Origin of the sequence: Flavobacterium ginsenosidimutans (genome assembly GCF_003254625.1) — a bacterium.
Taxonomy (GTDB): Bacteria; Bacteroidota; Bacteroidia; order Flavobacteriales; family Flavobacteriaceae; genus Flavobacterium; species Flavobacterium ginsenosidimutans.
In genome coordinates this window covers 1-1,288 of sequence record NZ_QJRJ01000043.1, presented here as the reverse complement: position 1 = coordinate 1,288, position 1,288 = coordinate 1, and the positions used below count along the sequence as shown (strand labels likewise).

1 protein-coding gene is annotated in these 1,288 nt (G+C 38.7%); it reads right to left on the bottom strand.

Going from position 1 to position 1,288, the window contains the following annotated elements:
• Positions 1-1,288: SprB repeat-containing protein (locus DM444_RS00205; RefSeq protein ID WP_204251646.1), on the bottom strand; the 1,288-nt coding region annotated here is incomplete at both ends.

Below are 1,288 nucleotides of genomic sequence, written 5' to 3'. Positions count from 1 at the left end.
GTTCCAGCATTTGCGCATCCTTCAGAAGCCGTGAACTGTCCGCTTACTTTTACGATATTTGAAACATCGGCATCGCATAAATCTGAAGCAGATGGGAATAAAGCCTGAGCATTTGCAAGTCCAGCTGTGTCGCTGCATTCTAAAGTAACGTTTAGAGAACCCGCAGCAGTTGTCCAGCTTGGCGCAGTAATATCTTGAACAATAATAGTCTGACTAACCGGAAGTGAAATGTTTTCACAAGCATCTTTAGCAGTCCATGTTCTTGTTACAGTATATGATCCTGCACAATTTCCCTGAACAGTGTTATCTACATATGTTAATGAAGAAATAGTTCCATTATTATCCGTAGCAGTTGCTTGTACAAAAACAGGCTCTTCTGGACAATTGATAGTTGTTGTTTGTGGCAGTGCATCTATAACAGGTATGATTGAATCACCATCTAAAATCGTAAATGATTCAGAAATTGTACATCCATTTGCATCAGTAATAACAACTGTATAATTTCCAGCAGTTAAATTATTTGCAGTTGCAGTTGTCTGTGCAGGAGTTGAATTCCAGTTGTATGTATATCCTGAAGTTCCTCCAGAAACAGTTACTGTTGCAGAACCATTACTACCTCCACCGCAAGTAACATCTGTTTGAGTTTTTACTGCACTCAATGCGTTTTGTGGTTGCGTAATTGTTATCGAACAAGTTGTAGTATAATTTAATTTATCTGTTACGGTTACAGAGTGTGAACCTGCAGTTAAGTTTATTGCTTGTGCTGTAGTTTCTCCATTATCCCAAAGATAAGTATAGTCTCCGTTACCACCTATAGCATTTACAGTTGCTTTACCATTATTTTCACCAAAACATTTTACAGCACTGTCTTGAGAAATACTGCAAGAAAGCACATTAGGTTCAGTTATAGTAACAGTACAAGATGTTGTACACCCTTTTGAATCAGTAACAGTTACTGAGTGAAGTCCTGCACTTAATCCAATTGCTGTTTGTGTAGTTTCGTTATTATCCCATTGATAAGTGTAATTGCCATTACCGCCAATTGCTGTTACAATAGCTTCTCCATTGCTTAAACCGTTTGAAGTAACCGCTTTAGTTTGAATAACTGAACAGGTTAGAACTTCAGGTTGCCCTACAGTCACAGAATTTGTCTGTGAAGAGCATGAATCAGTTACAGTTAAAGTATATGTTCCGGCAGGCAGGTTTGAAACTGAAGCTGCTGTTCCCACTTCTGCGTTAGCGCTGTTTTTCCAAGAATAGGCAACAGTTCCCACAGAGTTTGCTACAG